A 22,436-nucleotide genomic window follows, 5' to 3' on the forward strand; every position below is an offset into this window, starting at 1 on the left:
GAGGCCTCCGGTTCCGGCCTGCCTGCTCGGCAAAAAGCAGTTTCGATGATTTCGAGCGACGCTCCAGAGCGAACGTCACCGTCCCAACCGGGGTTCCATCGATGTGCGTTTCAATTGCGCCGCGTGGCGATCTGCTTCGGGACTAGGAACCTCGCTGCAAGGGTGTAGAGCAACGCGGTGAACATCAGGATCAGGGCGGCGGAGAAGAACCGGTGATCCAACCGGTCTAAACCTTTTGCGCCGACAGGCGTTGTTCGTTCCAGACGGAGCGAGCGAGCGCCGGCGGAGAGGATCACCCGATGTATTTCATGGCCTTGGCCACCGACTACGATGGCACGCTGGCGCATAACGGCCTGGTTTCGGCAAGCACGCTCGCGGCACTGGAGAAGCTGAAGAGGTCCGGCCGCAAGCTTATCCTGGTCACCGGCCGCGAATTGCCCGACCTCAAGGAGGCGTTCCGCGAGATCGGCATGTTCGACAAGGTCGTCGCCGAAAACGGCGCGCTGATCTACACGCCGGCGAGCGAAGAAGAGCGCACGCTTTCGCCCTCCCCTTCCGCCGATCTCGTCGACCGACTGAAGAAGCGCGGCGTCAAGCCACTGTCGGTCGGCCGCTCGATCGTCGCCACCTGGGAACCGCACCAGGCCACGGTGCTCGATGTCATCAAGAAGCTCGGGCTGGAGCTCGAAATCGTCTTCAACAAAGGCGCGGTGATGATCCTGCCATCTGGCACCAACAAGGCGACGGGGCTCGCGGCCGCGCTTGCGGATCTCAGGCTGTCGCCGACCAATGTTGTGGCCGTCGGCGATGCCGAAAACGACCACGCCTTCCTCAGGGCCGCGGGCTTGAGCGCCGCCGTCGCCAATGCCTTGCCGGCAGTGAAGGAGACCGCCGACCTCGTCACCAAAGGCGCGCGCGGCAAGGGGGTCGAGGAGCTGATCCAGAAGCTCATCAAGCTTGACCATCTGATCGTCGGTAAGCGCTCGCGCGGTGTCCTGCTTGGAACCGCCCGCGACAAAAACGTCTATCTGTCACCGGTCGAGACGGTCCTGATCGCTGGAAGTTCCGGCATCGGCAAGTCGACATTGGCCACGGCGCTGACCGAGCGGCTCGTCGAAAAAGAATTGCAGTTTTGCATCTTCGATCCGGAAGGCGACTATGACGGGCTGCGGGGCGCGGTGCCCCTCGGCAATGTTTCGAGCGCGCCGGGCAAGGACCAGCTGTTAGAGCTGGTCGACAAGCAGGGCACCAATGTGGTGGTCAACGGACTGGCGCTGAAGGTCGACGAGCGGCCCGACTTCTTTGCCGAATTGCTGCCCGGCCTCGGCAGCGTCCGCTACCGCACAGCAAGGCCGCACTGGCTAATCATCGACGAGGCGCACCATCTCCTGCCTAAGAAGCGCGAGGACACGCGCGCGGTGCTTTCACTCGAGCTGCCCGGCACGGTGCTGATTACCGTGCATCCGGAAGCGATCTCGACGGGTGTCCTGCGCCTGGTCACCGCGGTGATCGCGCTTGGCCCGAAGGCGAAGGACGTCATCAAGACCTTCTGCAAGGAGACCGATCTGAAGGTGCCCAAGGACATTCCCACACCGGAGGGCAACCGCGTGCTGCTGTGGCGGCCGCGCGACGACAAGAAGCCTTTTACCGTCAAGCCGGTCGAGCCCAACCAATCGCTGAAACGACACAGCCGCAAATATGCCGAAGGCGAGCTCGATGAGGCGGGCAGCTTCTATTTCACGGGGCCGAAGAAGGCGATGAAGCTCAGGGCTCACAACCTGATCATCTTCGCCCGGATGGCGGAAGGCGTCGACGACAAGACTTGGGAATACCACCTGCGCGCGGGCGACTATTCGAAATGGTTCCGCCAGCAGATCAGGGACAAGGACCTGGCGCGCGAGACGGCAGAGGCCGAGAAAGACAAGCGTCTATCGCCCGAGGAAAGCCGCAAGCGCGTGCTGGAAGCCGTGCGCCGCCGCTATACGGCACCGGCCACGGCTCCGGAGAAGTAGCGGCTAGCCGGTCCGGGCGCGATCCCGCCTCAGCTCGCCTCGCGCATCGCCTCAGCGGCCTGTAGATCGACCGAAACCAGCTGGCTGACGCCCTGCTCGGCCATGGTGACGCCGAACAGCCGGTCCATGCGCGCCATGGTGATCGGGTTGTGGGTGATGATGACGAAGCGCGTCTCGGTGGTCTTGGCCATCTCGTCCATCAGGTTGCAGAAGCGCTCGACATTGTGGTCATCGAGCGGTGCGTCGACCTCGTCGAGCACGCAGATCGGCGCCGGATTGGTGAGGAAGACGGCGAAGATCAGCGACATTGCGGTGAGCGCCTGCTCGCCGCCGGAAAGCAGCGTCATGGTCTGCGGCTTCTTGCCCGGCGGGCGGGCGAGGATTTCAAGCCCCGCCTCCAGCGGATCTTCGGACTCGATCAGCTGCAGTTCGGCCGTGCCGCCGCCGAACAGATGCGAGAACAGCCGCTGGAAATGGCCGTTGACCACCTCGAAGGCCGAGAGCAGCCGCTCGCGGCCTTCGCGATTGAGGTTATGGATGGCCTGGCGGAGTTTGCGGATCGCCTCGATGATGTCCTCGCGCTCGGAAACAATCGTCTCAAGCCGCTCGGACAGTTCCCTTTGTTCTTCCTCGGCGCGCAGATTGACGGCGCCGAGCCGCTCGCGCTCGATCTTCAGCCGGTCGAGCTGGCGTTCGACCTCGGCCATGTCCGGCATCGGGTCGTCGGCTTCGAGTCCGGTGTGTTTGATGACCAGATGCGGCGGCGTGTTCAGCGCCTCGTGGATGCGCGCCTCGACCTCGGCGCGACGCTCGTCCGCGGCGGTCAGCCGCTCCTCGGCGCGGACGCGGGTCTCGCGCGCTTCGGCAAGCGACTGGATTGCAGCAGTCGCCGCCTTGTCCAACTCGGCCTGCTTGGTCTCCGCCTCCTGCAGGCGGTCGCCGGCGGCCTGGCGCAGCGCTTCGGCCTCGGAAAGCTGCGTCAGCAGCGCGCGGCGCTTGGCGTCGATCTCATCGGGCGCGTCGGCCAGCCTTTCGCGCTCGGCTTCGGCTTCGGCCTTGCGCTCGCCAAGGGCGGCGATCTGCGTCGAGGCATTCTCGGCACGCTCCAGCCAGTTCCTGCGCTCGATACCGATGGCATCGAGCCTTCGGATACGCGCCTCCGCCTCGCGGCGCAGGCCCTCGTGCACGGCGCGCGCGTCGGCAAGCGTTGCGCGGTCGCGCGCGACATTGGCGGAGGCCTGTTCGAGCTGGAGCTGCAGGTCGCCGAGATCGGGCGCATCCTTCAGCATCTCCTCGGCTTCGAGGAAAGCGGCCTGCGTTTCTTCATGGCTGTCGACGATGCGGGCGCGCGCCTCGTCGAGCGCGGCGCGGCGGCTTGCCAGCTCGCCGCCGGCCTTCTCGGCCTCGGCCAGCGCGTTGCGCGCGGCGTCCAGCCCGTGCTGGGCGTCGCGGCCGGCCTGGCGCGCGTTGCGCTCGGCCTCGCTCGCCTGGCGCATAGCCTGCTCGGCGCGCGCCAGCGCCTCCTCGGCCTCGCGCACGACGCGCGTCGCCTGCACGGCTTCGGCGTCGAGCTCGGCCAGGCGGTTCTTCTGCGCCAGCCGCTGCGCGGCGGCAGTCGGGGCATCGGCGCTCGCCGTCAAGCCGTCCCAGCGCCACAGCGCGCCGTCGCGGCTGACCAGCCGCTGTCCGGGCGCCAACTGCCCCTGGAGACGACGGCCGTCGGCGGCTTCGACGATACCGATCTGCGCCAGGCGCCGGGCAAGCTGCGCCGGCGCGCGCACCACGCTCGCAAGGCTCTTCACGCCTTCGGGCAGCGCCGCGTCACCGGGCTGGACCGCGCTCTCGCCCCAATGCACCGGCGCGCTGCGGTCGAGCGGCACGTCGAGGTCCTCGCCAAGTGCTGCACCCAATGCAGTCTCGTAGCCGCGTTCGACGCTGATCTGCTCCAGCACCGAGGGGAAGAGGTCGCCGCTCGCGGCGTTGAGGATCTTGGCCAGCGTGCGCGCTTCGGTCTCGATGCGCGCTAGCTCGGCCTTGGCGTCCTGCAGCGGCGGACGGGCGGCGCTTTCGGCCGCGCGCGCCTCGGCGACGGCCTGCTCGGCGGCGATGGCACCTAGCTCGCTCTCTTCCAGGCGGGCCAGCGCATCCTCGACCAGCAGCCGCTTCTCGGCGGGGTCGGGGAGGCCTGAAATGCGCGCCACGATGTCGGAGAGCTCGCGGTCGACCTCGGCGAGCTGGCGGGCGAAGCGGTCGCGGCGCTCGGCGGTCTCGCGCAGCGTGCGTTCGATCTGGTGGCGCGAGGCGGCCGCCTCGGCGCGTTCGGCGGTTAGCGCGGCAAGTTTCGCCTCGCTCTGCGAGAGCGTCGCGCCGGACTGCTCGAAAGCGGCGCGCGTGGTGGCCTCGCGCTCGGCGGCGCCGGCGTTTTCCGAGTTGAGCTCGGCTTCCTCGGTGCGGAGGCGCTCCAGGATGTCGGCATTGTCGCGCACCATCCGCTCCTCGCGGGCGATGTCGGCGTCGAGCTGCTGCAGCCTGCGTTCGAGCTCCGCCTGGCGCGAGCGGATGCGGCCGGCTTCCTCCTCGATCTGCGTCTTGGCGATCGACAGGCGTTGGAAGGCGGCCGCCGCGGCGGCTTCCGCGTCACGCAGGTCGGGCAGCCGGTGCGCGGCGATGCCCTGCTCCCTCGCGGCCGCCATTTGCGCCGCGGCACGGTCACCGACCAGCGTGGTGGCTACGGCAAGTGCGGAACGCGCCTCGCCTTCCTGGGTCTTGGCCAGCGTCCAGCGCAGGTGCAAGAGCGTGGCTTCGGCCTTGCGGATGTCGGCTGACAGGTTCTTGAAGCGCGAGGCCTGGCGCGCCTGGCGCTTCAGGCTGTCGATCTGGCTTTCCAGCTCGCCGACGACATCGTCCAGCCGTTCGAGGTTCTGCTCGGCCCCTTTCAGCCTGAGCTCGGCCTCATGTCGGCGCGTGTGCAGGCCGGAAATGCCGGCCGCCTCTTCGAGAAGCGCGCGGCGGGCCTGTGGTTTCGCCTGGATCAGCTCGCCGATGCGGCCCTGACCGACCATCGACGGCGAGCGTGCGCCGGTCGACTGGTCGGCGAAGAGCAGCTGCACGTCCTTGGCGCGCGCTTCCTTGCCGTTGATGCGGTAGAGCGAGCCGGCCTCGCGCTCGATGCGGCGCGACACCTGCAATTCATCGGCATCGTTGAAGGCGGCGGGCGCCGTGCGGTCGCTGTTGTCGAGGAAAAGCGTGACTTCGGCGGTGTTGCGCGCCGGCCGCGCGCCGGAGCCGGAAAAGATCACGTCGTCCATGCCGGACGCGCGCATGTTCTTGTAGGAGCTTTCGCCCATCACCCAGCGCAGCGCCTCGACAAGGTTCGACTTGCCGCAACCATTCGGCCCGACAATGCCGGTCAGCCCGCGTTCGATGACGAACTCGCCGGGCTCGACAAAGGACTTGAAACCGAGGAGGCGAAGGCGCGAAAACTTCATTCGCGCCGCCCCATGCTACAGGCACGCGCGCCGAGCCGCTTCGGCGCGGCCTGGATGTCAGAGCAGAGGGTCGATGATGGCCGACATTTCCTCAATCGACATCGCCCCTTTGTAGGTCTTTCCGTTGATGAAGAAGGTCGGCGTCGAGTCGACCTTGAACTCGTCCGCTCCGCGTTTCTGGACTGCTCTCACATCGTCCAGAAGTTTCTGGTCCGTCAAGCAGGCCTCGAAGGACTCCTGTGTAAAACCGGCGAGCTTGGAGATCTGCAGCAGCGCTTCCTTGGTGTTGTTGACGCCAACCCAGCTCGGCTGCTGCTTGAACAGCACGTCGACCATGGCGAAATAGTTGTCCTTGGCGCAGCGCGCCAGCATGAAGCCGGCTTCGGCGCTCGGATCGAAGGGGAATTCGCGCAGGATGTAACGCACCTTGCCGGTGTCGATATACTTGGTCTTCAGCTCGGGGAAGGTCGTGTTGTTGAAGTGCGCGCAATGCGGGCATGTCATCGAGGCATATTCGACGATGGTGACCTTGGCGTCGTCCTTGCCGAGCTGTTTTTCAGGCAAAGCGCCGGGCTTGAGCAGTTGCGCCATGTCGACCGTGCCCTGCGCCTCCGGCACCTGAGCCGCCGCCGGCGTGGCCGGCTTGGCAGGCGTCGACGGATTGGCCGGCTTCACATCGGCCGCCTTCGCCTGCTCGCCCGAGTCGCTGCATGCGGCAAGCAGCGCCACCGCAGGAACGGCGGCCAGCGTGGTCAGAAGGTTTCTGCGGGACAAGCTTTTGCCAAAGGGGGCACTGTTCATGCGAATCACCTGATATCGGTTGGATTTTGCAATGCAAGGGCTAGAAAAGGCGAGAGTTGGCGCGAATTAAGGCATCGCCGTCCCCAATCCAATCGCCAAATTTTTCGGGCGCGATCACGAATACGCGATATTGACGACAATTTTGCAGCACGCCGCATGTCTTTTCCCGAACCCGCCGCACACTTGTCGAAGACATGCTCATGGCCTTTTTTGCCCCAGGATGGTTGCCCCAAGCCGCTCCAGCGAAGCGCGCAAGCCGTCGTCCTCGATCTTGCCGACGGTGCGCGCCAGCTTCGATTTCTCGGCCTCGCTCAGCGGCCTCGGCACCGGTTTCGGGCGCGTTTTCGCCGAAAGGACCGGCTTCTGCAGGATCTTGATGCGGCCGATGGCGTTGAAGCCCAGAAAGGCGTTGACGCGGTTGATGACCTCGCCTGCCTCATGTTGCAGATGCAGCGCCGCCATGCCTTCGCAGGCGATGATGAGCAGTGCCGGCTCGAACGGATCGTCCTCATTGAGGCGGCGCGGCCACTGGATCTTCTCCGGGCGTGAATGACGGGCAAGCCGGGGGCCGGCGATCTCTTCCCAGGATTGCACCAGCCCGATCGAGATGCCGGCGCGCTTCCTCAGCACCGGATCGAGGATCTCGGTCGCGAGATCGCTCACCGGAACGGGATTGCCGAAGGGCTTTTTCCCTGCCATGTGCGTTCTCCGATCCTGAACTCACCCGATCAATGGCACCGCTAGACCAGACCCGCAAGGCCGCCGCCGAGAAGGCCGTATCCGCAGATACGAGCCAAGCTCGATCCTTAGATACGAGCCAAGCTCGATCGTCAGATACGAGCGAAGCTGGATCCTTGGATATCGCCGCCCGCCTGCTTGCCTGGTACGACGCGCATCACCGCGACCTGCCCTGGCGCGTGACGCCCGGCGCGTTCGCGCGCGGGACAAGGCCTGACCCGTATCGCGTCTGGCTCTCCGAGGTGATGCTGCAGCAGACGACGGTCGAGGCGGTGAAGGCCTATTTCCGCAGCTTCCTGGAGAAATGGCCGACCGTCGAGGCGCTGGCGGCAGCGCCCGCCGAAGAGGTCATGAAGGCCTGGGCCGGGCTCGGCTATTATTCCCGGGCGCGCAACCTGAAAGCCTGTGCCGATCTCGTGGCGCAGCAGGGTGGCCGCTTCCCCGATACAGAGACAGGCCTGAAGGAATTGCCGGGAATCGGCGCCTATACCGCGGCGGCGATCGCGGCGATCGCCTTCGACCGGCCGGCTGCCGTCGTCGACGGCAATGTCGAGCGCGTCGTCTCGCGACTCTATTCCGTGGAGACGCCGCTCAGCGAGGCCAAGCCGGAAATCCGCGCGCTGGTCCAAAAGCTCGTGCCGCGAAAAAGGCCCGGCGATTTCGCCCAGGCGATGATGGATCTCGGCGCGACGATCTGCACGCCGCGGCGGCCGCGCTGCATGCTGTGCCCGCTGCACGGGGATTGCAGCGCCATCCTTTCGGGCGATCCGGAACGCTTTCCCGTCCGCCTGCCGAAGGACGACAAGCCGCTCAGGCGGGGCGCGGCCTTTGTCGCCCAACGCGATGACGGCGCAATTCTTTTGCGCAAGCGGCCTGATAAGGGTCTGCTTGGCGGCATGACCGAGGTGCCGACCACGGCCTGGACGGCGCGGGCCGATGGGGCGACCACACAAGATGCCGCGCCCTTCCCGGCGGACTGGCGTCGCGCTGGACGGATCGGTCACGTCTTCACCCATTTCGCGCTCGAACTCGACGTCTTTCATGCCCACATCAAGGTTGATGCGCCCAACGGGCATTTCTGGTCGCTGGCCCATGAAATTTCCGGGGAAGCGCTGCCCACCGTCATGAAAAAGGTAATCGAGGCGGCGATACCGGGCGCGACCAAAAAGCAAGCCCCGCAGCGCCCGCGTTGAAAGGACCGCAATGACCGAAATCCGCCACATCGTGTTCGACATCGGCAAGGTGCTGATCCACTATGATCCGGACATCCCGTTCAGCCGGCTGATCCCCGATGCCGACGAGCGGAAATGGTTCTTCGACAATGTCTGCACCAGCGAATGGAACATCGAGCAGGATCGCGGCCGCACGTGGGAAGAGGCCGAGGCGCTGCTGATCGCCGAGCATCCCGATCACGCCGAGAACATTCGTAATTTCCGCCGCTGCTGGCACGAGATGGTGCCGCATGCCTATGACGACAGCGTCGCCCTCATGGTCGGCTTGATCGAGAGCGGCCGCGACGTGACCATGCTGACCAACTTCGCCGCCGACACTTTCACGGAAGCCCGCCGGCGCTTCGATTTCCTCGATCGTCCGCGCGGCGTCACTGTCTCGGGCGAGATCGGCCTGATCAAGCCGGATCAGGCGATCTACGATCACCACGTCGCATCGTTTGGCTTGGAGCCCGCCGCCACGCTATTCATCGACGACAGCCAGAAGAACGTCGACGGCGCCAGGGCCGCCGGCTGGCAGGCGGTGCTGTTCACCGACGCCAAGGCGCTTCAAGCGGACCTTGAGCGGCTTGGGATTGCGGCTTGATCTGAATCGCTTGCGGCGATCCGTTGAAGTTTTGATTCAACGGATCAACCCCCTGCCCGCTCCATGCCGAGGCGGGCGATGCGGCGCAGCTCGTCGATCGGGGTGAGGCCGCCGCTGCGCTCGTAGTGCCAGAAGGTCCAGCCGTTGCAGGCGTCCAGCCCCTGCACTTCGGCGCCGATCTTGTGGATGGAACCGGCGCTGTCGCCGATGGCCAGCGTGCCGTCGGCCCGCACTTTTGCCGCCCAGCGCTTCTTGGCGTCATAGAGCGTGGCGCCCGGCGCCACCAGGCCGGTGTCGATCAGGCTGATGAAGGCCACGCGCGGCTCGGCGCGCTTGCCGGAAAGCACGGTGAGGTCGGCGCCCTCCAGCGGCCGGACGGCGGCGATGCGCTCATTGGCGGCGTCGATATAGGCCTGCTCGCGCTCGACGCCGACGAAGTGGCGGCCGAGCCGCTTGGCGACCGCGCCCGTGGTGCCGGAACCGAAGAAGGGATCGAGCACGACGTCGCCGGGCTTGGTCGAGGCCATCATCACGCGGGCAAGCAGCGCTTCCGGCTTTTGCGTGGGATGCAGCTTGTTGCCGTTGTCGTCCTTCAGGCGCTCGGCGCCAGTGCAGATCGGGAACAGCCAGTCCGAGCGCATCTGCAGATCGTCGTTCGAGGCCTTCAGCGCTTCGTAGTTGAAGGTGTAGCCCTTGGCCTTCTGGTCGCGCGAGGCCCAGATCATCGTCTCATGCGCGTTCTGGAAACGGCGGCCGCGGAAGTTCGGCATCGGGTTGGTCTTGCGCCAGACGACATCGTTCAGGATCCAGAAGCCGAGGTCCTGCAAGCGGGCGCCGACGCGGAAGATGTTGTGATAGGAGCCTATGACCCAGATGGTGCCGTTGGGCTTCAGCACGCGGCGCGCCGCGAGCAGCCAGGCGCGGGTGAAGGCGTCATAGGCCTCGAAGCTCTCGAACTGGTCCCAGTCGTCGTCGACGGCATCGACCTTGGACTGGTCGGGCCGGTGCAGGTCGCCGTCGAGCTGCAGATTGTAGGGCGGGTCGGCGAAGATCACGTCGATCGACTTTTCCGGCAGCCTGTCGAGCGCCGCGACGCAGTCGCCTTTGAGGATCGTGTCCAGCCATTCGGACTGCTGGGGAGCATGGGAAAGCTCGTCGAGAAGACGCACGGCAGACATCAGAACACCCAAAGCACGCGTTACGGTTTACTGGCTGTTATGGTTACCGATCAGCGTAAACATTCAGTGAAGGCTGCGGAACTGGCCGCGCGGTTTGCGAAGACCGGCCCATTGGTGTATGCCGCGCCGCTTGGGCCAGCCAGGCCATTTTCCTCCCACGCTTCGGATTGCCATGCCCCAGCCAGACCTTGTCATCTTCGATTGCGACGGCGTGCTCGTCGATTCCGAAATCGTCGCAGCGCGCGTCGAGGCCGAGCTTCTGACATCGGCCGGGTTCGAGATCTCGGCGGAGGAGATTTTCGAGACCTATGCCGGGCTGACCTTCAAGGACATCATGCTGCGGCTCGAGGAAAAGTCTCACATTCCGTTCCAGGCCTCGCTGATCGACCGCGCCGAGGAACTGGTCGACCGCAAGCTGCGCAGCGACGTGCGCCTCATCGACGGCGCGCGCGAGGCGGTGGCAGCCGTCACCGCGCCGCGCGCCGTCTGCTCCAATTCGCGCAAGGAACGGATCGAGTTCATGCTTGAGAAAGTGCGCCTGCTGCCGTTCTTCGCCGGCCGCATCTTTTCGGGGCTCGACATCCCCAGCAAGAAGACCAAGCCGGCGCCCGACGTGTTCCTCTACGCTGCCGAACAGCTCGGCGCGAACCCGAAGAACACTTTCGTCATCGAGGATTCCGTGCACGGCGTCACCGGCGCCAGAGTGGCGGGTATGCGCGTCATCGGCTTCACCGGCGCCGGGCACAGCTATCCCGGCCATGCCGACGCGCTGACCGAGGCCGGCGCCGAGACGGTCATCCGCCGCTTCGCGGAACTCGGCAGCACGATTGCGGCGCTATCGGAGTGGTCGGAAGACGCCTAGGGTTCGCTGGAAACTTTACTCCTGCGGCCATCTGGCGGCGTCTTCTGCGCTTCCGGTGCTCACGTACTTTAATGTACGCTCCGCTCCGGTTCTCGAAGCCACCGCCACATGACTCGCAGGAGCGAGTTTCGAACGAACCCTAGCTAACCTCGGCTAGTTCGTCGCCGCCGCGGCGGCGCGCTTCTTCCTCTTGCCTTTCGACTTGTCCGCGGTCGCAGGCGTGTTTTCGTCGTAGCCGGCATAGGCCTGGTAGTCGGTCGCGGCCGGCTCCGGCACTACGACATTGGCGTCGCTGAAGACGAATTGCGTCGCCGCCGACGGGTCGGTGACCTGCACCTGGTACTGATGCAACTGCGAATAGAGCACGTCGGTGCCGTGCTGGACCGCGACGCGGATCGGCATGGTGATGGTGCCGGGCGTGAACTGCGGCCCCGGCACCACCTTGCCGGCGACCGCGATCTTCATCGTCAGCTGGCCGTTTTCGTGGGTGCAGTCGCGGGTCACGTCGGTAATCGAAGCCTGGTAGACGATCTTGGCGGGGTCGCGATTGGGATCGACCGGCTGACCGTCCGGGCCGGTCTGCGCGGCCGCGCCGGCTGCCGCCGCATCGGTCTCCGCCGCAGCATCAGCCTTCTTTTTCTTGGGCTTGGCGGCAGCGCCCTTGGCATAGGTGTTGAAGAAGGCGGTGCCGTCGCGCAACGTCACCTTCGGGCAGTAGGCGCGCAGCTGGCTGGCAAGCACCTTGGGGTCCTGCGGCGGCAGCGGCGCGGTCGGATCCTTCTTGCTGAAGCCGAAGTTCAGGATGCCATTGTCGCTCGATTGGCAGCCTGCGGCGGCAAGCATAAAGCCGGCAAGCGCCAGACCCGCGACAAAACGACGGTTGACCGAATAAAACGCCATGAACTGCACTTCCCTCTCACAAAGCCGGTGACGTATATCAACGCCGCGGCAAAAATGCGACTGAGCCGGCTCGGAAAATTAACCAAATTGCCGTGGATGACGCGGCCGGCAACAATGGGCCTTTGACGATGCAATATGTGAGTACCCGCGGGGATGCGCCCGTGCTTGGATTTTCCGACGCGGTGCTGGCCGGGCTGGCGCGCGACGGCGGGCTTTACCTGCCGCGTGAATGGCCGCAGTTTTCGGCCGCCGACATCCGCGCCATGCGCGGCCTTGCCTATCCGGACCTCGCCATCCGCATCCTCACGCCCTTCCTCGGCGGCGAGATCGCCGCGCCAGTTTTTGAACGGCTGGTGCGCGAAGCCTATGGCACTTTCCGGCACGAGGCGGTCTGCCCGCTGGTGCAGACCGGCACCAACACCTTCATTCTGGAACTCTTCCACGGCCCGACGCTGGCCTTCAAGGATGTGGCGATGCAGCTGCTCGCGCGCCTGATTGACCATGTGCTTGCCGAACGGGGCCAACGCGCCACCATAGTCGGCGCCACTTCCGGCGACACCGGGGGTGCGGCCATAGACGCCTTCGCCGGGCGCGACCGCACCGACATCTTCATCCTTTTCCCTAACGGGAAGGTCTCGCCCGTGCAGCAGCGGCAGATGACGACGTCGAGCGCGGGCAACGTCCACGCACTGTCGATCGAAGGCAATTTCGACGACTGCCAGGGCCTGGTGAAGGACATGTTCAACGATCACGCTTTTCGCGACAGGGTGTCGCTATCGGGCGTGAACTCGATCAACTGGGCGCGCATCATGGCCCAGATCGTCTATTACTTTTCCTCGGCGCTGTCGCTCGGCGCGCCCGACCGGCCGGTGTCCTTCACCGTGCCGACTGGCAATTTCGGCGACATTTTCGCGGGCTACGCCGCCAAGCGCATGGGATTGCCGGTCGAGCGGCTGATCATCGCCACCAACGATAACGACATCCTGGCGCGCACGCTTTCCAGCGGCGAATACCGCACCAAGGGCGTGTTCGCCACCACCTCGCCGTCCATGGACATCCAGGTGTCGTCGAACTTCGAGCGCCTGCTGTTCGAGGCGGCGGGCCGCGATGCCGCAACGGTCAGGCGCTACATGAACGGGCTCAAGCAGTCCGGCGCCTTCACCATCGAGGCCGGCGAACTGGCACGGATCCGCGCCGAGTTCGACGCCGGTCGCGCCAGCGTCGACGAGGTCGCCGCCACCATCCGCTCCACGCTTGACGCAAGCAGCTATCTGCTCGATCCGCACACAGCGGCTGCCATGCATGTTGCGGCCTCGCATCACTCCGGCACCGTGCCCATGGTGGTGCTCGGCACCGCGCATCCGGCGAAGTTCCCGGCGGCTGTCCAGGCCGCCAGCGGCGTAACGCCCGCGCTTCCCGCTTGGCTCGCCGGCTTGATGACAGCCGACGAAAAATACACGATACTTCCATCCGAGCTGAAAATGGTGGAAGATCACGTGAGCCGCCACACGCGGGCGTCGCGTTAGGGAGTACTTGCCATATGGGTGTTGAGGTAAGCCGTCTGTCGAACGGCCTGACAGTCGCCACCGAAACCCTTCCAAGCCTCGAATCCGTTGCCCTAGGCGCCTGGGTCAAGTCAGGCGCCCGCAATGAACGCGACGAAGAGCATGGCATGGCCCACCTGCTCGAGCACATGGCGTTCAAGGGAACAGGGCGGCGCAGCGCCTTCCAGATCGCTTCGGAAATCGAGAATGTCGGCGGCGAGATCAACGCCGCCACCAGCGTCGAGACCACCTCCTACTATGCCAGGGTGCTGTCCGACGACGTGCCGCTGGCGGTCGATATCCTGGCCGACATCCTGCAGGACTCCGAATTCGACCCAGAGGAGCTGGAACGCGAGCAGCATGTGATCCTGCAGGAGATCGGTGCCGCGCACGATACGCCCGACGACATCGTCTTCGACCGCTTCACCGAAACCGCCTTCCGCCACCAGACCATCGGCCGCTCGATCCTCGGCACGCCCGACACGGTCAAGTCCTTTACCTCCAGGCAGCTGCACGATTTCATCGAGCGGCAATACGGCGCCGAGCGCATGGTGATCGTGGCCGCCGGCGACATCAAGCACGACAATTTCGTGCGCGAGGTCGAGAAACAGCTCGGCGGCTTCCGCGCCAAGGCCACCAGCAACATCCCGCAATATGCGCAATATGTCGGCGGCGATTTCCGCGAGGATCGCGACCTGATGGACGCGCAGATCGTGCTCGGCTTCGAGGGGCGCGCCTATCATGTGCGCGACTTCTACGCCTCGCAGGTGCTGTCGATGATCCTCGGCGGCGGCATGTCGTCGAGGCTGTTCCAGGAGGTGCGCGAGAAGCGCGGCCTCTGCTACTCGGTCTATGCCTTCCACTGGGGCTTTTCCGACACCGGCATTTTCGGCGTGCATGCCGCGACCGGGCAGAGCGACATCGCCGAGCTGGTGCCGGTCATCATCGACGAATTGCAGAAGGCGGGCGAAAGCATCCTCCAGGAAGAGCTCGACCGGGCGCGTGCGCAATATCGCGCCGGCCTCATCATGTCGGCTGAAAGCCCGGCCAGCCGCGCCTCGCAGATTGCGAGGCAGCTGCTTTTGTTCGGCCGGCCGATCGCCAAGGAGGAATTGATGGAACGGCTGGCGGCGCTGACCGTCGACCGGCTGACCGACCTCTCGTCGCGGCTGTTCTCGACCAAACCGACACTGACGGCGGTCGGCCCCGTGGGCACGCTGGCGCCCTACGAGGCGATCCTCGAATCGCTTGCAGGCCCGCAGACAACGGCCCGCAGGCTCGCCGTCTAACCTTCGACCAAAGCCATGTTCGCGCTTCCTTTCTTTCGCCGCGACCTGCCGGCATTGAAGGGCGACAAGGTCATGCTGCGCGTGCCGCTGACCAACGACTACCGCGAATGGGCGGCGCTGCGCGGCGAAAGCCGCGCCTTCCTGGAGCCATGGGAGCCGCGCTGGCAGCCGGACGAGCTCGACCGCACCGCCTGGCGGCTGCGTATCAGCCGCTACCGCGAGGACTATGCGCAAGGCACGGCCATCGCCTTCTTCATCTTCGAGAAATCGAGCGGCAAGCTCGCCGGCGGCATTACGCTCGGCAACATCCGCCACGGCGTCGCGCAAAGCGGCCATATCGGCTACTGGATCGGCGAGCGCTTCGGCGGCCGCGGACTGATGACCGAGGCGGTCATGCTGGTGTCGCGCTTTGCCTTCGATACGCTGAGGTTGCACCGGATCGAGGCTGCCTGTATTCCCGAGAACGCCCGGTCGATCCGTGTGCTTGAAAAAGCCGGATTCCAGCGCGAAGGACTTCTCAGATCCTATCTCAGGATCAACGGCATCTGGCAGGATCACTACCTCTACGCCCGGATCGCGGACGATCCGCCGGGCGGTGGAACGAAGGGCTGATATGTGACGAATTTTCCGCGAATCGCGTCGCTGTTCGCCCTCATCCTGGCGCTCGTCGTCACGCTCTCGGCAGCCGCGCCGGCACTTGCCGTCGAGCCGATCAAGATCGCTCGCGACGACAAGGCGCTCGACCTTTCGGGCGCCGTCCAGATCTACCGGGACCAGGGTGAGAATTTCCAGGTTTCCACCGCGCCCGGCCCCGACGGCATCGTGCGGCGCATCGAGGTCGAGGCCAAAGACGCGCGCTCGACCGGCGACTGGGCGGTGTTCGCGCTCGCCAACACCACCGACCAGCAGATCGACCGGCTGATCGTCGCGCCGCATTTCCGCCTGGTGAATTCCGGCATCTTCTGGCCGGACCTCGGCTCGACGCGCATCGCGGCGATCACGCCCAGCGAAGGCTTCGCGCTCGATCGCCAAACCAGCCCCGATGCGGACGTCTTCCGGGTGACGCTGAACCCCGGCACTGTGATCACATTCGTGGCCGAGCTTGCCTCGCCGAAGCTGCCGCAGGTCTATCTGTGGGAGCCTGAATCCTACAAGGACTCGGTCAATTCCTACACGCTGTTCCGCGGCATCGTCATCGGCATCGCCGGGCTTTTGGCGCTGTTCCTGACCATCCTGTTCGTGGTCAAGGGGACCTCGATGTTCCCCGCGACAGCGGCGCTCGCCTGGGCGGTGCTTGCCTATATCTGCGTCGATTTCGGCTTCCTCAACAAGGTGATCGAGATATCGCCCGGCAACGAACAGATGTGGCGGGCCGGCACCGAAGTGGCGCTGGCGGGAACCTTCGTGGTGTTCCTGTTCGCCTATCTCAACCTCAACCGATGGCACGGCCACTTCAGCTACGGCGCGCTGGTCTGGATCCTCGGCCTGCTCTTGATTGCAGGCGTCGCCATCGTCGATCCGGCGGTCGCCGCCGGCATCGCCCGCATCTCCTTTGCCGCCACCGCGCTCACCGGGCTCGGCCTCATCATCTTCCTCGGCATTCGCGGTTATGACCGCGCGATCATGCTGGTGCCGAGCTGGGTGATGGTGCTGCTGTGGCTATGCGGATCGTGGATGGCGATCACCGGCATGCTGGACAATGACATTGCCCAGCCGGCGCTGGGCGGCGGCCTAATCCTGATCATCCTGTTGATCGGCTTCACTGTCATGCAGCACGCCTTTGCCGGCGGCGCGCTGCATCAGGGCCTGTTCTCCGACCTGGAACGCCAGGCGCTCGCCGTCGCCGGATCGGGCGATATCGTGTGGGACTGGGATGTGCTGCGCGACCGCGTGGTCACCAAGCCCGATATCAGCCTGCAGCTCGGCCTTGCCCCCAACAGCCTATCGGGCGCCGCCCGCAATTGGCTGCCGGTGCTGCATGCCGACGACCGCGACACTTTCCGCACCACGCTCGACGTGGTTCTGGAGCACCGCCGCGGCCGGGTTGCGCAGAATTTCCGCCTGCGCGGTGCGGACGGCCACTACCACTGGTTCTCGCTGCGCGCCCGACCGGTGATCGGGTCGGACGGAGAGGTGATCCGCTGCGTCGGCACCATGGTCGACGTGACCGAGCAGAAGAAGTCCGAGGAAAGGCTGCTGCACGACGCCGTCCACGACAACCTGACCGGCCTGCCCAACCGCGAGCTGTTCATGAACCGGCTGGAGGCGATCATCTCGATCGCCCGCACCGAGGACAAGGTGCGCCCGACCGTCTTCGTCATCGACATCGACCGTTTCAAGCAGGTCAATGACGGTCTCGGCATCTCGGCAGGCGACACCATTTTGCTGACCATCGCGCGGCGGCTGCACCGGCTCTTGAAGCCCAAGGATTCGCTGTCGCGCTTTGCCGGCGACCAGTTTGCGCTGATGCTGCTCTCCGAGCAGGATCCGGCCCGCATCGCCGCGATGGCGGACGCCATCAAGCATGCGATCAACAACCCGATCACCTTCGCCAAGCGCGAGATCGTGCTCACCGCCTCGATCGGGCTGATCACCTGGACGACGGCGCAGACCTCGTCCGAGGACATGGTCAAGGACGCCGAGCTTGCCATGCACCAGGCCAAGCGCTTCGGTGGCGACAGGATCGAGCCGTTCCGGCCGGCCTTCCGCACCGTCGGCACCGATCGGCTGCAGTTCGAATCCGACCTTCGCCGCGCCATCGAGCGGCGCGAGTTCACGCTCGCCTACCAGCCGATCGTGCGGCTGGAGGACGGCAGCGTCGCCGGCTTCGAGGCGTTGCTCAGATGGGATCACCCGCGACGCGGCATGATCCCGCCGGGGGACTTCATCCCGGTGGCCGAAAATTGCGGGCTGATTGTGCAGCTCGGCCTGTTCGCCATGCAGCAGGCAGCCCAGGACCTCGCGACCTGGCAAAAGCAGATCGGCGACGCGCCGCTCTCGGTCTCGGTCAACCTCTCCAGCCGGCAGCTCATCCGCCGCGACCTCGTCAGCGACGTCCGCTCCGTCATCGCGCGCGCCAACCTCAAGCCGCGCTGCTTCCGGCTCGAGCTCACCGAGTCGCTGGTGATGGACAATCCCGAGCAGACCGCACATGTGCTGACCAAGCTGAAGCAGCTCGGCATCGGGCTCTCGCTCGACGATTTCGGCACCGGCTATTCCTCGCTCTCCTATCTGACCCGCTTCCCCTTCGACACGATCAAGATCGACAAGAGCTTCGTCGACGACGACACGCCGAAGCGGGCGGTGCTGCTCAAATCCATGGTCAACATGGCGCATGAGCTCGGCCTGTCGGTCGTTGCCGAAGGCATCTCGGACGAAAGCGACGCGCTGGAGCTGCGCCAGATGGGCTGCGAATATGTCCAGAGCTTCATGTTCGGCGCGCCGATGCCCGGCGACCAGGTGCTGAAGACGCTGAGGGAGCAGTATCCGCTAACGCAGGCTTGAGGCCGTTTGGAAACTCTACTCCTGCGGCCATCTGGCGGCGATTTCTGCGCTTCCGGTGCTCACGTACCTTAAGTACGCTCCGCTCCGGTTCTCGAAATCACCACCATATGACTCGCATGAGCGAGTTTCGAAAGGGCCTCTGCGTCGGCTCGAAGGGTCAAGCGTGGCCGGCGGCGGCGCTGAGATGGGCGAGGTCGATGCCGATCGAGGCAAGGATACGGTCGTACTTGTGCTCGATGTCGGCGTCGAACAGAAGCTCTGGCGTCGCCGGGCAGGTCAGCCAGCCATTCTCGGCGATCTCGCTTTCGAGCTGGCCGGCGCCCCAGCCGGCATAGCCGAGCGCCATCAGCGCATGACGCGGCCCGCGGCCCGTCGAGATGGCGCGCAAGATGTCGACCGTGGCGGTCAGGCAGATGTCGTCGGAGACGTTGAGCGAGGATTCCACGCGATAGTCGCCGGAATGCAGCACGAAGCCGCGGCTACGGTCGACCGGCCCGCCATTGCGCACGACAAAGTCGCGGGCATGCGCCGGCAGACGGATCGCTTCCTGTTCGTTCATGATCCCGAGCTGGACCAAGAGGTCCGGAAACAGCATCTGCTGCGTCTGGTTGATGATCAGGCCCATCGCGCCTTCGTCGCTGTGGGCGCAGATGTAGATGACCGAGCGCGTGAAACGGTCGTCCTTCATGCCAGGCATGGCAATCAGGAACTGATCGTCAAGGAAGCCGCGCCCGGCGGCCATCTTCTTGTGGCGCAACAAGTCCATGAAGGAGAGCGTAACGCGTTTCCGTCGCGCCGAAAAGATGGTCAGGCTGCCGCATGTCACGCAAATATGATACCGGCACGATCATGAAATCATTGCGCGGCCAAGAACGGACGATCAAATCACCGCCATGCGATATCTGAATATTCTGGCGCTCGGCGCCGTCATCGGGCTGGGTGCGGTTCCGCAGGCCGTGGCCTCGTCTTCGGCCTGGTACAGCAGCGAAGGCGGCAAGGTGCGGCTGGTGACCAGCGGCAAGCCGGACGAAGCTGGCAAGATTCACGGCGTGCTCGACATCGCGCTGAAGCCCGGCTGGAAGACCTACTGGCGCGATCCCGGCGATTCCGGCGTGCCGCCGCAGCTCGACATCTCGGCCAGCACCAACATCGCCGATGCGCGGCTGTCATTTCCGCCGCCGCAGCGCCACGATGATGGCTATGGCAAATGGTCAGGCTATGACCGCCCTGTGTCATTGCCGGTGACTTTCACACTGTCGTCGCCCGATCAGCCGGCGACCATCAATGCCAACGTCTTCCTTGGTGTCTGCGAGACGATCTGTATTCCGGTGCAGACCAGGCTCAGCGTCAATCCTGCTTCCGATCCCGACAACGCCACCGACGCGGCGCTGGTGAAGACGGCGCTGGCGACGCTCCCCTCGCCTGCGCGCCCCGATTTCGGCGTCCGCGTGCTGCCGGGCGACCACGAGACGCTCGTCGTCGAGGCGCATTCGCCCGGCGATCCGGATTCCGTCGATTTCTTCATCGCCGGCGAGCGCGACTACATGTTCGGCGCACCTGCACGCAGCGAGCGGAACGGCAAGCTGGTCTTCACCGTGCCGATCCTCGACCGGCCGTCGGCGACACCCACGGATGGCGGGCTCTATTTCACGCTGACCAGTACCGAAGGCGCTGTCGACGGGCAGCTGCCTTTCCCTTGAGCCAGACCCTTTTGGAGCCGCAATTCCGGACGGAAAACCGCTGCGCACTTTTCCTGGAATTGCTCTGAACGGTTGCGGGAAGCCGCTCAGTCCGATACGCAGGCACAGATCCTTCCCAATCTCCCAAGCGAGGAAATCATGACCATTTCGGTTGGCGACAAACTGCCCGAGGCGACGTTCAGGGTGATGACCGCCGACGGGGCGAAGCCGGTGACGGGTGCCGAGATCTTCGCCGGCAAGAAGGTCGTGCTGTTCGGTGTTCCCGGCGCCTTCACGCCGACCTGCAGCAACAACCACCTGCCTGGCTACCTGGAGAACCACGACGCTATCCTGGCGCGCGGCGTCGACACCATCGCGGTCGTCTCGGTCAACGATGTCCATGTGATGGGCGCCTGGGCGCGCTTCACCGGCGGCGAAGGCAAGATCCTCTACCTCGCCGACGGCAGCGGCGACTTCGCCAAGGCGGTCGGCCTCGACAACGACCTTTCCGCAAACGGCATGGGGCTGCGCTCGAAGCGCTTTTCGATGATCGTCGACAACGGCAAGGTCGTGGCGCTCAATGTCGAAACCAAGCCGGGAGTCGACGAGAGCGGCGCGGCCAAGATTCTCGAGCAGCTTTGATGCTCGACATCGTCTGGCGCGCCGTCGCGATCGGCATCGGCGCTACCGTCTTCATGGACGTCTGGGCGATTGTCCTCAACAAGGTATTCGGCCTGCCGCGGCCGAACTGGGGCCTGGTCGGACGCTGGGTGCGGCACCTGCCCGAGAAGGTGTTCCACGACGATATCGGCAAGGCCGCGCCCTATGCGCATGAGAAGGCGCTGGGCTGGGCGTTCCACTATCTCGTCGGTATCCTCTACGGCGTCATCCTGGTGGTGCTCGCGGGAGCCGGCTGGCTTGCCGCTCCGACCTTCCTGCCGGCCTTCATTCTCGGCATCGTCACCGTCGGCGCCGGCTGGTTCCTGCTGGCACCTGGCATGGGCGCCGGCTGGGCGGCGTCCAAGCTGCCCAATCCGATGCTGGTGCGCGCGCTGAACCTCGTCTCGCACACGGTGTTCGCGCTCGGCCTGTTCTCTACGGCGCTGGCGATCCGGTAGCGAAAGTCAGGCGCATCAATAGCTCTGGGTCGAGCGTCGGGGCGTTGGTTTCCTGACGGGAGCACCTTCCGGCCTCGGTGCAGTCGCAACCGGCGCCGGCCGCGCCGACTTCGGCTTGAACGGCGCCATGCCTTGCCTCGCCAGTTCGTCGGCGCGCTCGTTCTCAGGATGGCCGGCATGGCCCTTCACCCAATGCCAGATGACCTTGTGGCGGTTGGCGGCCTGGTCGAGCGCCTGCCAGAGCTCGCCGTTCTTGACCGGCTTCTTCTCGCCGGTCTTCCAGCCGTTCTTCTTCCAGCCATGAATCCACTTGGAGATGCCGTCCATGACATATTTGCTGTCAGTGTAGAGATCGACCGTGCAGGGCTGCTTCAGCGCATTGAGCGCCGTGATAGCGGCAAGCAGTTCCATGCGGTTGTTGGTGGTCTCGGCCTCGCCGCCCGAGAGCTCCTTGGTGACGCCGTTATAGCGCAGCACCGCGCCCCAGCCGCCGGGGCCGGGATTGCCCGAGCAGGCACCGTCGGTGAAGATCTCAACTTCTTTGTTCATCTCAGTCCGTATTCCGAGGGCGACTTGATCGCCCGGTGGAAGCGCATGCGACGGATATATTCGGTCGGATCGCGTTTCATAACCAGCCCGCCGTTGGGAATGGTCAGCCAGTCATAGAGCCTGGTCAGCATGAAACGCAGCGCCGAGCCACGCGCCAACATCGGCAGCGCCGCCTTCTCGTCGTCCTCAAGCGGCCGCACCGACTGGTAACCGGCAAGCAGCGCCGCGCCCTTGGTGAGGTTGAAGGAAAAATCCTTCTCGAAGCACCAGGCGTTGAGGCAGGTGGCGACATCATAGGCGTAGAGGTCGTCGCAGGCGAAATAGAAATCAATCAGGCCCGACAGTTTCTCGCCGAGGAAGAAGACATTGTCGGGGAAGAGATCCGCATGGATGATGCCTTGCGGCAGGCCGGTCGGCCAGTTGCGCTCGAAATCGAGAAAGTCGGCGTCGACCTCGGCCGCCAGCCCCGTCTCGACCTCGTCGGCGCGGTCGCGCGATGCGGCCCAGAGCTTGCGCCAGCCGTCGATGGCAAGCGCGTTCGGCCGGCGCATCGGGAAATCCCGGCCGGCGAGATGGAGCGCGGCCAGTGCCTTGCCGACCTCGCCGCAATGCGCCGCCGCCGGGCGCCTGAGCGACAACCCCTCGAGGAAGGTGATGATGACCGCGGGACGGCCGGCGAGCGTGCCGATCACCGTGCCGTCATGCGCGGTGACAGGAAGCGGGCAGGAAATGCCCTTTCTCGCGAGATGCCCCATCAGGCCGAGGAAGAAGGGCAAGTCGGCCTTGTCGACGCGCTTCTCGTAGAGCGTCAGGATGTAGGAACCGGTTGAGGCGTGGACGAGGAAATTCGAATTCTCGGTGCCTTCGGCGATGCCCTTGTAGGACAGGAGCTCGCCCACCGGAAAGGCTTTCAGGAAGGTTGTAAGCTCGCCTTCGTTGACGTCGGTGTAAACGGCCAT

The 22,436-nt window shown here is 65.1% G+C and carries 20 protein-coding genes; 11 read left to right on the forward strand and 9 right to left on the reverse strand.

Going from position 1 to position 22,436, the window contains the following annotated elements; all coding sequences use genetic code 11:
- Positions 1-110: 110 nt before the first annotated feature.
- Positions 111-296, reverse strand: a complete 186-nt coding sequence (locus RFN28_RS28965) for a hypothetical protein (protein ID WP_320290559.1) — start codon at positions 294-296, stop codon at positions 111-113.
- A gap of 3 nt (positions 297-299) precedes the next feature.
- Here RFN28_RS28965 and RFN28_RS28970 point away from each other — a divergent pair, with 3 nt between their 5' ends.
- Positions 300-2,012, forward strand: a complete 1,713-nt coding sequence (locus RFN28_RS28970) for an HAD family hydrolase (RefSeq protein ID WP_320290560.1) — start codon at positions 300-302, stop codon at positions 2,010-2,012.
- A 29-nt stretch (positions 2,013-2,041) separates the two neighbouring features.
- On the opposite strand, the gene smc is transcribed toward RFN28_RS28970, so the two are convergent.
- From smc to RFN28_RS28985, 3 genes are all read right to left on the reverse strand, one after another.
- Entirely contained in the window at positions 2,042-5,500 is a 3,459-nt protein-coding gene (gene smc / locus RFN28_RS28975) for a chromosome segregation protein SMC (protein ID WP_320290561.1), read from the reverse strand.
- A gap of 57 nt (positions 5,501-5,557) precedes the next feature.
- Positions 5,558-6,301 carry a DsbA family protein gene (locus RFN28_RS28980; protein ID WP_320290562.1) on the reverse strand — a complete coding sequence of 248 codons (744 nt, stop codon included), beginning with the start codon at positions 6,299-6,301 and terminating at the stop codon, positions 5,558-5,560.
- Positions 6,302-6,499: 198 nt separating this feature from the next.
- Positions 6,500-7,000 carry a DUF721 domain-containing protein gene (locus tag RFN28_RS28985; RefSeq protein ID WP_320290563.1) on the reverse strand — a complete coding sequence of 167 codons (501 nt, stop codon included), beginning with the start codon at positions 6,998-7,000 and terminating at the stop codon, positions 6,500-6,502.
- Between the two features lie 32 nt (positions 7,001-7,032).
- Here RFN28_RS28985 and mutY point away from each other — a divergent pair, with 32 nt between their 5' ends.
- Positions 7,033-8,232, forward strand: coding sequence for an A/G-specific adenine glycosylase (gene mutY, locus RFN28_RS28990; RefSeq protein WP_320290564.1), 1,200 nt, complete (start codon positions 7,033-7,035; stop codon positions 8,230-8,232).
- Between the two features lie 10 nt (positions 8,233-8,242).
- Complete coding sequence (locus tag RFN28_RS28995; RefSeq protein WP_320290565.1) at positions 8,243-8,854, forward strand: HAD family hydrolase; 612 nt, start codon at positions 8,243-8,245, stop codon at positions 8,852-8,854.
- A 44-nt stretch (positions 8,855-8,898) separates the two neighbouring features.
- Here RFN28_RS28995 and RFN28_RS29000 read toward each other — a convergent pair whose 3' ends face one another.
- Positions 8,899-10,032 (reverse strand): site-specific DNA-methyltransferase, encoded by a 1,134-nt coding sequence (locus tag RFN28_RS29000; protein ID WP_320290566.1) that lies wholly within the window; start codon positions 10,030-10,032, stop codon positions 8,899-8,901.
- Between the two features lie 172 nt (positions 10,033-10,204).
- On the opposite strand from RFN28_RS29000, the gene RFN28_RS29005 reads away from it, so the two are divergent.
- A complete protein-coding gene (locus tag RFN28_RS29005) occupies positions 10,205-10,894 on the forward strand; it encodes an HAD family hydrolase (protein WP_320290567.1) in 690 nt (229 codons plus the stop codon).
- Between the two features lie 153 nt (positions 10,895-11,047).
- On the opposite strand, the gene RFN28_RS29010 is transcribed toward RFN28_RS29005, so the two are convergent.
- Positions 11,048-11,794 (reverse strand): hypothetical protein, encoded by a 747-nt coding sequence (locus RFN28_RS29010; protein WP_320290568.1) that lies wholly within the window; start codon positions 11,792-11,794, stop codon positions 11,048-11,050.
- Positions 11,795-11,922: 128 nt separating this feature from the next.
- On the opposite strand from RFN28_RS29010, the gene thrC reads away from it, so the two are divergent.
- Genes thrC through RFN28_RS29030 form a run of 4 tightly spaced genes read left to right on the forward strand, consistent with a single transcriptional unit; the run spans position 11,923 to position 18,131 of the window.
- A complete protein-coding gene (gene thrC, locus RFN28_RS29015; protein WP_320290569.1) occupies positions 11,923-13,320 on the forward strand; it encodes a threonine synthase in 1,398 nt (465 codons plus the stop codon).
- Positions 13,321-13,334: 14 nt separating this feature from the next.
- Complete coding sequence (locus RFN28_RS29020; protein WP_320290570.1) at positions 13,335-14,627, forward strand: M16 family metallopeptidase; 1,293 nt, start codon at positions 13,335-13,337, stop codon at positions 14,625-14,627.
- A gap of 15 nt (positions 14,628-14,642) precedes the next feature.
- Positions 14,643-15,239: a GNAT family N-acetyltransferase gene (locus tag RFN28_RS29025; protein ID WP_320290571.1), complete on the forward strand. Its 597-nt coding sequence runs from the start codon at positions 14,643-14,645 to the stop codon at positions 15,237-15,239.
- 3 nt (positions 15,240-15,242) lie between these two features.
- Positions 15,243-18,131, forward strand: coding sequence for an EAL domain-containing protein (locus RFN28_RS29030; RefSeq protein ID WP_320290572.1), 2,889 nt, complete (start codon positions 15,243-15,245; stop codon positions 18,129-18,131).
- A 157-nt stretch (positions 18,132-18,288) separates the two neighbouring features.
- Here the strand turns inward: RFN28_RS29030 and RFN28_RS29035 are convergent, their stop codons facing one another.
- Positions 18,289-18,897 carry a YqgE/AlgH family protein gene (locus tag RFN28_RS29035; RefSeq protein ID WP_320290573.1) on the reverse strand — a complete coding sequence of 203 codons (609 nt, stop codon included), beginning with the start codon at positions 18,895-18,897 and terminating at the stop codon, positions 18,289-18,291.
- A gap of 127 nt (positions 18,898-19,024) precedes the next feature.
- Here RFN28_RS29035 and RFN28_RS29040 point away from each other — a divergent pair, with 127 nt between their 5' ends.
- The 3 genes from RFN28_RS29040 (at position 19,025) to RFN28_RS29050 (ending at position 20,928) form a co-directional block, all read left to right on the forward strand.
- A complete protein-coding gene (locus RFN28_RS29040) occupies positions 19,025-19,831 on the forward strand; it encodes a protein-disulfide reductase DsbD domain-containing protein (RefSeq protein ID WP_320290574.1) in 807 nt (268 codons plus the stop codon).
- 138 nt (positions 19,832-19,969) lie between these two features.
- Entirely contained in the window at positions 19,970-20,452 is a 483-nt protein-coding gene (locus RFN28_RS29045; protein WP_320290575.1) for a peroxiredoxin, read from the forward strand.
- Entirely contained in the window at positions 20,452-20,928 is a 477-nt protein-coding gene (locus RFN28_RS29050; RefSeq protein WP_320290576.1) for a DUF2938 domain-containing protein, read from the forward strand. The genes RFN28_RS29045 and RFN28_RS29050 overlap by 1 nt, the downstream gene beginning before the upstream one ends.
- A 15-nt stretch (positions 20,929-20,943) precedes the next feature.
- On the opposite strand, the gene rnhA is transcribed toward RFN28_RS29050, so the two are convergent.
- Entirely contained in the window at positions 20,944-21,477 is a 534-nt protein-coding gene (gene rnhA, locus RFN28_RS29055; RefSeq protein WP_320290577.1) for a ribonuclease HI, read from the reverse strand.
- The gene (locus RFN28_RS29060) at positions 21,474-22,436 is read right to left on the reverse strand and encodes a homoserine kinase (protein WP_320290578.1); all 963 of its coding nucleotides are present in this window, start codon (positions 22,434-22,436) and stop codon (positions 21,474-21,476) included. Before RFN28_RS29060 ends, rnhA begins: the two co-directional genes overlap by 4 nt.

The sequence above is a fragment of the Mesorhizobium album genome, from assembly GCF_033977205.1.
Taxonomy (GTDB): domain Bacteria; phylum Pseudomonadota; class Alphaproteobacteria; order Rhizobiales; family Rhizobiaceae; genus Mesorhizobium; species Mesorhizobium album.

What these genes read in the sequence shown, in the direction of transcription:
- RFN28_RS28970 (WP_320290560.1), top strand. Translation starts at nt 300, where the DNA reads ATGTATTTCATGGCCTTGGCCACCGACTACGATGGCACGCTGGCGCAT.
- smc (WP_320290561.1), bottom strand. Translation starts at nt 5,500, where the DNA reads ATGAAGTTTTCGCGCCTTCGCCTCCTCGGTTTCAAGTCCTTTGTCGAG.
- RFN28_RS28980 (WP_320290562.1), bottom strand. Translation starts at nt 6,301, where the DNA reads ATGAACAGTGCCCCCTTTGGCAAAAGCTTGTCCCGCAGAAACCTTCTG.
- RFN28_RS28985 (WP_320290563.1), bottom strand. Translation starts at nt 7,000, where the DNA reads ATGGCAGGGAAAAAGCCCTTCGGCAATCCCGTTCCGGTGAGCGATCTC.
- mutY (WP_320290564.1), top strand. Translation starts at nt 7,033, where the DNA reads ATGGCACCGCTAGACCAGACCCGCAAGGCCGCCGCCGAGAAGGCCGTA.
- RFN28_RS28995 (WP_320290565.1), top strand. Translation starts at nt 8,243, where the DNA reads ATGACCGAAATCCGCCACATCGTGTTCGACATCGGCAAGGTGCTGATC.
- RFN28_RS29000 (WP_320290566.1), bottom strand. Translation starts at nt 10,032, where the DNA reads ATGTCTGCCGTGCGTCTTCTCGACGAGCTTTCCCATGCTCCCCAGCAG.
- RFN28_RS29005 (WP_320290567.1), top strand. Translation starts at nt 10,205, where the DNA reads ATGCCCCAGCCAGACCTTGTCATCTTCGATTGCGACGGCGTGCTCGTC.
- RFN28_RS29010 (WP_320290568.1), bottom strand. Translation starts at nt 11,794, where the DNA reads ATGGCGTTTTATTCGGTCAACCGTCGTTTTGTCGCGGGTCTGGCGCTT.
- thrC (WP_320290569.1), top strand. Translation starts at nt 11,923, where the DNA reads ATGCAATATGTGAGTACCCGCGGGGATGCGCCCGTGCTTGGATTTTCC.
- RFN28_RS29020 (WP_320290570.1), top strand. Translation starts at nt 13,335, where the DNA reads ATGGGTGTTGAGGTAAGCCGTCTGTCGAACGGCCTGACAGTCGCCACC.
- RFN28_RS29025 (WP_320290571.1), top strand. Translation starts at nt 14,643, where the DNA reads ATGTTCGCGCTTCCTTTCTTTCGCCGCGACCTGCCGGCATTGAAGGGC.
- RFN28_RS29035 (WP_320290573.1), bottom strand. Translation starts at nt 18,897, where the DNA reads ATGGACTTGTTGCGCCACAAGAAGATGGCCGCCGGGCGCGGCTTCCTT.
- RFN28_RS29040 (WP_320290574.1), top strand. Translation starts at nt 19,025, where the DNA reads ATGCGATATCTGAATATTCTGGCGCTCGGCGCCGTCATCGGGCTGGGT.
- RFN28_RS29045 (WP_320290575.1), top strand. Translation starts at nt 19,970, where the DNA reads ATGACCATTTCGGTTGGCGACAAACTGCCCGAGGCGACGTTCAGGGTG.
- RFN28_RS29050 (WP_320290576.1), top strand. Translation starts at nt 20,452, where the DNA reads ATGCTCGACATCGTCTGGCGCGCCGTCGCGATCGGCATCGGCGCTACC.
- rnhA (WP_320290577.1), bottom strand. Translation starts at nt 21,477, where the DNA reads ATGAACAAAGAAGTTGAGATCTTCACCGACGGTGCCTGCTCGGGCAAT.
- RFN28_RS29060 (WP_320290578.1), bottom strand. Translation starts at nt 22,436, where the DNA reads ATGGCCGTTTACACCGACGTCAACGAAGGCGAGCTTACAACCTTCCTG.